Below are 4,129 nucleotides of genomic sequence, written 5' to 3'. Positions count from 1 at the left end.
GCCCGCACGGGGTTGCCCGTGCGCGCGGGGGGAGTTAAGAGGGCCTCCATGGTTCGTGAGATCCTCATCTGGCCCGACCCCATCCTGAAGCAGAAGGCCAAGCCCGTGACGAAGGTGGACGACTCCACCCGTGCGCTGGTGAAGGACATGTTCGAGACGATGTACGCCGCCGACGGCGTGGGACTCGCGGCGCCGCAGATTGGCGTGCTCCAGCGCGTCATCGTCCTGGACACCACGCCGCGTCAGCCCGAGTCCAAGCCCCTGGCGATGATCAACCCGGAGCTCGTCGCGCTCGAGGGTGAGACGACCTACAACGAGGGTTGCCTCTCCCTCCCCGGTGAGTCGGAGGACGTGGACCGCGCCGCCGTCGTCACGGTGAAGTACCTGGACGTGGACGGTCAGGAGCAGACGCTGCGCTGTGACGAGCTGCTCGCCATCGCCGTGCAGCACGAGACGGACCACCTGAATGGCACCGTCTTCGTGGACCACGTCTCCACGCTGAAGCGCGAGTTCATCCGCAAGCGGATGAAGAAGCTCAAGGCTTCGCGCGAGAGCGAGCTGAACCCTTCGGCTTCTCGGTAGTCGCTCGGGCCACGCCCTTCTTGGGGCACAGCTCGGCCACGACGCACCGGTCGCACTCGGGGGAGCGGGCAAAACACGTCCGCCTCCCGTGCCACACCAGGAGCTGGTGGCCTTTCGTCCACCAGGGGATGGGCAGCACGGACCGCATGTCCGTCTCCACCTTGTCCGGGTCCTCGTGCGTGGTGAAGCCGAGCCGGTACGCGAGCCGCTTCACGTGGGTGTCCACCGGGAAGGCATCGTCGCCGCCCAGGTGGATGCACACGACGCCCGCCGTCTTGCGGCCCACGCCGGGCAGCTCCGCGAGCGTGTCGCGCCGGAGCGGCACCTGGCCGCCATGTTCCCCCACGAGGATTTTCGCCGCCGCGACGATGTTCTTCGCCTTGGCGCGGTACAGGCCGCAGGTGCGGATGAAGGGCTCCACGTCGGCGGGTTGGACCTCCGCGTAGGCGTGCGCGTTGGGGAAGCGCTGGAATAGGGCGGGGGTCACCATGTTGACCCGCTTGTCCGTGCATTGGGCGGAGAGCATCACCGCCACGAGCAGCTCCAGGGGGGAGCGGAAATCCAGCTCGATGTGGGCATCGGGCATGGAGGCTTCCAGCCGCTCCATGACCTTCACCGCGCGCTCACGCTTCGCCGCCGTTGTCTCACGTCCGGGCACGCGGCCGTTGTATGTCACCCCTGTCGTGCCCCCAAGTCCTGGCTGTCGCCACCCCGCGGGAGAACCATGAAGCCCATCGACTTTCGCTCCGACACCGTCACCAAGCCCACCGCCGGTATGCGCCGAGCCATCGCGGAAGCGGAGGTGGGGGACGACGTCTACGGCGAGGACCCCACGGTGCTGCGCCTGGAGGCCCGGGTGGCGGAGCGGCTCGGGCTCGAGGCGGCCGTCTTCGTACCCTCGGGCACGCAGGCCAACCAGGTGGCCATCGGCGCGCACTGCCGGGCGGGGGACGAGGTGCTGACCGAGGCGGGCAGTCACATCCTTCACTACGAGGGCGGCGCGGTGCCGGCGCTGTGGGGCGTGCAGCCGCAGCCGCTGCCGGGTGAGCGGGGCTTGCTGACGCCGGAGGACGTGGCGGCGGCGGTGCGCGAGGACAACATGCACAACCCGCGCACGCGGCTGCTGTCGTTGGAGAACACGCACAATCGCGGCGGGGGCTCGGTGTGGCCGGTGGAGCGCTTCCGCGCGGTGGTGGAGGTCGCACGCAAGGCGGGGCTGGCGGTGCACCTGGATGGTGCGCGCCTGTTCAACGCGGAGGTGGCGGCGGGTGTGCCCGCGTCGACGTGGGCGAGGCTGACGGACACGACGTCGGTGTGTTTCTCGAAGGGGCTGGGGGCGCCGGTGGGCTCGGCGCTGGCGGGCCGCGCGGACCTCATCAAGGAGGCGCGTCGGCTGCGCAAGCGGCTGGGCGGAGGCATGCGGCAGGCGGGCATCCTGGCCGCGGCGGCGCTGTACGCGCTGGACCACCATGTGGAGCGGCTCGCCGAGGACCACGCGAATGCGCGCCGACTCGCGGCGGCGCTGGCCGAGGTGCCTGGAGTGAAGGTGGACACGGCGCGGGTGGAGACGAACATGGTGTTCGCGGAGTTCGACCGCCCGGCCCTGGAGATGGTGACGCTGCTGGGGGGACACGGCGTGCTGACGAACCCGGCGGGAGGACCGCGCTCGGTGAGGTTGGTGACGCACCTGGACCTGTCCGCGGCGGACATCGACGAGTCAGTCGCGCGCATCCGGCGAGCATTGGCGTAGGCCGCCGGTCGCCACGCGGAGCTCAGCGAGGGGGCGAGGTTTTCCGGGCCGCGAATCTGTCCGCCCCCCGGGTTGCTTGCTCGCTTCCGCTCCGGGCGAAGCCGTGGCTGCTGGGCGAGGGAAGGCACCGAGCGGAGCGTGGTAGGCTCGCCGGGCCGTGCGTCGACTCCGCCTCCTCGCCTTCGTCAGCGTCTGTGCCTGCTCCACCCCTCGGTCGGAGCAGAAGATGAGCTTCGATGAGGTCTACGAGACCCCGGAGCGGTCCTCCGCGGAGCCGTCCTCGTCACCTGTCCCCGCCTCGCCGGGTGGACGTGTACGCCTGGCCGCGCCCGAGCCCTCCATGGAACTCCAGGAGGCCCTGGAGTCCTTCAGGGAGCGGGCCCGTGGGCACCGTCGGAAGGTGGCGCGGGGTGGGCCCATGCCGTTGGGGCAGGTGGAGAGCTGGGAGTTGATGAACGGGATGTTGGATGCGTTCCTGGCGCGCGCGGTGGAGCGCACGGACTCCCGCGACGTGGAGCGAGCCCGAGGCGTCCTGGAGGCCGAGCTGGAGCAGGACGGCAGGACGTATGGCGACATGCCTGGAGCCCTGGCGGAGGCCGTGGTGCTGAGGGTCGGGCGGCTCGCGGTGCGCATGGCGGAGCTGCGGCGGCTGGAGCATCCGGAGGAGGTCAACGGACTGCCCCGACTGGCCTGGCCCGTGGATCCGGTGACCATCACCAGCGTCTTCGGCCAGCGCTGGCACCCCATCCTGGGCGAGCAGCGGCGCCACCTCGGCGTGGACCTGGCGGCGAAGCAGGGCCAGGTCGTCTACACGGCGACGAAGGGCGTGGTGTTGCGTGCGGGGTGGAACGGCGACCACGGCCTCCAGGTGGAGGTGCAGCACGATGGGCGCTGGTTGACGCGCTACAGCCACCTGTCCCGGGTGCTGGTGGAGCCAGGGGAGATTCTCGAGCGGGGCCACGCGGTGGGACTGGCCGGCGAGACGGGGCTGGCCACGGGCGTGCACCTGCACTTCGAGCTGTGGCGGGATGGGGAGGTGATGGACCCCCTGGACGCGCTCGGTGACGAGGGTGAAGGGCGTCTGGAGGCGCCGCCGATGGCGCGGGGTGGTGCGGGCTTGTGAGCCCGCAACGCATCAGGGGCGCCACCGGCTTGAGGTAGCGCCCCTGAGGGGAGTGCCCGGTCCATCGCGAGTCCCTGGGACGCCACGGCATGAACCGGGGTGGCGTCAGCGACTCACAGCGAGTTCTTCAGCTCCTTGGCCGGACGGAAGCCAATGGTCTTCGAGGCCTTCAGCTTCATCATCTCGTTGGTCTGCGGGTTGCGAATCTTCCGCGCCTTGCGGGAACGCACCGACCAGGTTCCGAAGCCGGGGTAGCTGAATCGCGCGTCCTTCTTCACCGCCTTGCCGATGTTGGTGAAGACGATGTCGAGGATCTGCGCCGCCGACTTCTTGGTGAGACGTGTCTGCGCCGCCACCACCTCGACGAGCTCTGCCTTGGTCATTACGCCCCTCCGTCCTGCGTTGTCTGGCCTTGAATGCGCGTAAGCCAACCGGTGGTAACAAATCGCTCTTTTCCCTGTCAATGCTGACCGCGCTCCGAGGCCGGAAAATCGGCCTCCGGACGAAAAGTTGGCTCGGTGAAACACCGGGCGTAGACAGAGGGAGAAATCCGCACCCGAGACACCGACACACCGTGTGGAATCAGGGTGTCGAAAACAATTGGGTTGATCGTGATTTGAAGAAAGTCTTTGGGATTTCGATCACTTGGCGTGTGTTGCTGATCGCGCCTGGGT

The 4,129-nt window shown here is 69.0% G+C and carries 6 protein-coding genes; 3 read left to right on the top strand and 3 right to left on the bottom strand.

Annotated elements, in window-relative coordinates; all coding sequences use genetic code 11:
• The first annotated feature begins 48 nt into the window (after positions 1 to 48).
• Complete coding sequence (gene def, locus HR086_RS45210; protein ID WP_141648714.1) at positions 49 to 582, top strand: peptide deformylase; 534 nt, start codon at positions 49 to 51, stop codon at positions 580 to 582.
• Here the strand turns inward: def and nth are convergent.
• Positions 536 to 1,258, bottom strand: coding sequence for an endonuclease III (nth, locus tag HR086_RS45205; RefSeq protein WP_246137809.1), 723 nt, complete (start codon positions 1,256 to 1,258; stop codon positions 536 to 538). The two genes, def and nth, sit on opposite strands and share 47 nt — an antisense overlap.
• Before the next feature lie 48 nt (positions 1,259 to 1,306).
• Between nth and ltaE the strand changes: the two genes are divergently transcribed.
• Positions 1,307 to 2,332, top strand: a complete 1,026-nt coding sequence (ltaE, locus tag HR086_RS45200; RefSeq protein WP_174454803.1) for a low-specificity L-threonine aldolase — start codon at positions 1,307 to 1,309, stop codon at positions 2,330 to 2,332.
• A 226-nt stretch (positions 2,333 to 2,558) separates the two neighbouring features.
• Positions 2,559 to 3,455: a M23 family metallopeptidase gene (locus HR086_RS45195; RefSeq protein ID WP_217440484.1), complete on the top strand. Its 897-nt coding sequence runs from the start codon at positions 2,559 to 2,561 to the stop codon at positions 3,453 to 3,455.
• A 113-nt stretch (positions 3,456 to 3,568) separates the two neighbouring features.
• Here HR086_RS45195 and HR086_RS45190 read toward each other — a convergent pair whose 3' ends face one another.
• Both HR086_RS45190 and HR086_RS48090 read right to left on the bottom strand, forming a co-directional pair.
• The gene (locus HR086_RS45190) at positions 3,569 to 3,838 is read right to left on the bottom strand and encodes an HU family DNA-binding protein (protein WP_002635502.1); all 270 of its coding nucleotides are present in this window, start codon (positions 3,836 to 3,838) and stop codon (positions 3,569 to 3,571) included.
• Between the two features lie 77 nt (positions 3,839 to 3,915).
• On the bottom strand, positions 3,916 to 4,129 hold a 214-nt coding region (locus tag HR086_RS48090), incomplete at its 5' end, for a hypothetical protein (protein ID WP_217442211.1).

It is taken from the genome of Myxococcus sp. CA039A, assembly GCF_013336645.1.
Classification (GTDB): Bacteria; Myxococcota; Myxococcia; order Myxococcales; family Myxococcaceae; genus Myxococcus; species Myxococcus llanfairpwllgwyngyllgogerychwyrndrobwllllantysiliogogogochensis.
Note: the sequence above shows the minus strand (reverse complement) of the source record. Positions and strands in the feature narration are given on the sequence as shown.

What these genes read in the sequence shown, in the direction of transcription:
- def (WP_141648714.1), top strand. Translation starts at nt 49, where the DNA reads ATGGTTCGTGAGATCCTCATCTGGCCCGACCCCATCCTGAAGCAGAAG.
- ltaE (WP_174454803.1), top strand. Translation starts at nt 1,307, where the DNA reads ATGAAGCCCATCGACTTTCGCTCCGACACCGTCACCAAGCCCACCGCC.
- HR086_RS45195 (WP_217440484.1), top strand. Translation starts at nt 2,559, where the DNA reads ATGAGCTTCGATGAGGTCTACGAGACCCCGGAGCGGTCCTCCGCGGAG.
- HR086_RS45190 (WP_002635502.1), bottom strand. Translation starts at nt 3,838, where the DNA reads ATGACCAAGGCAGAGCTCGTCGAGGTGGTGGCGGCGCAGACACGTCTC.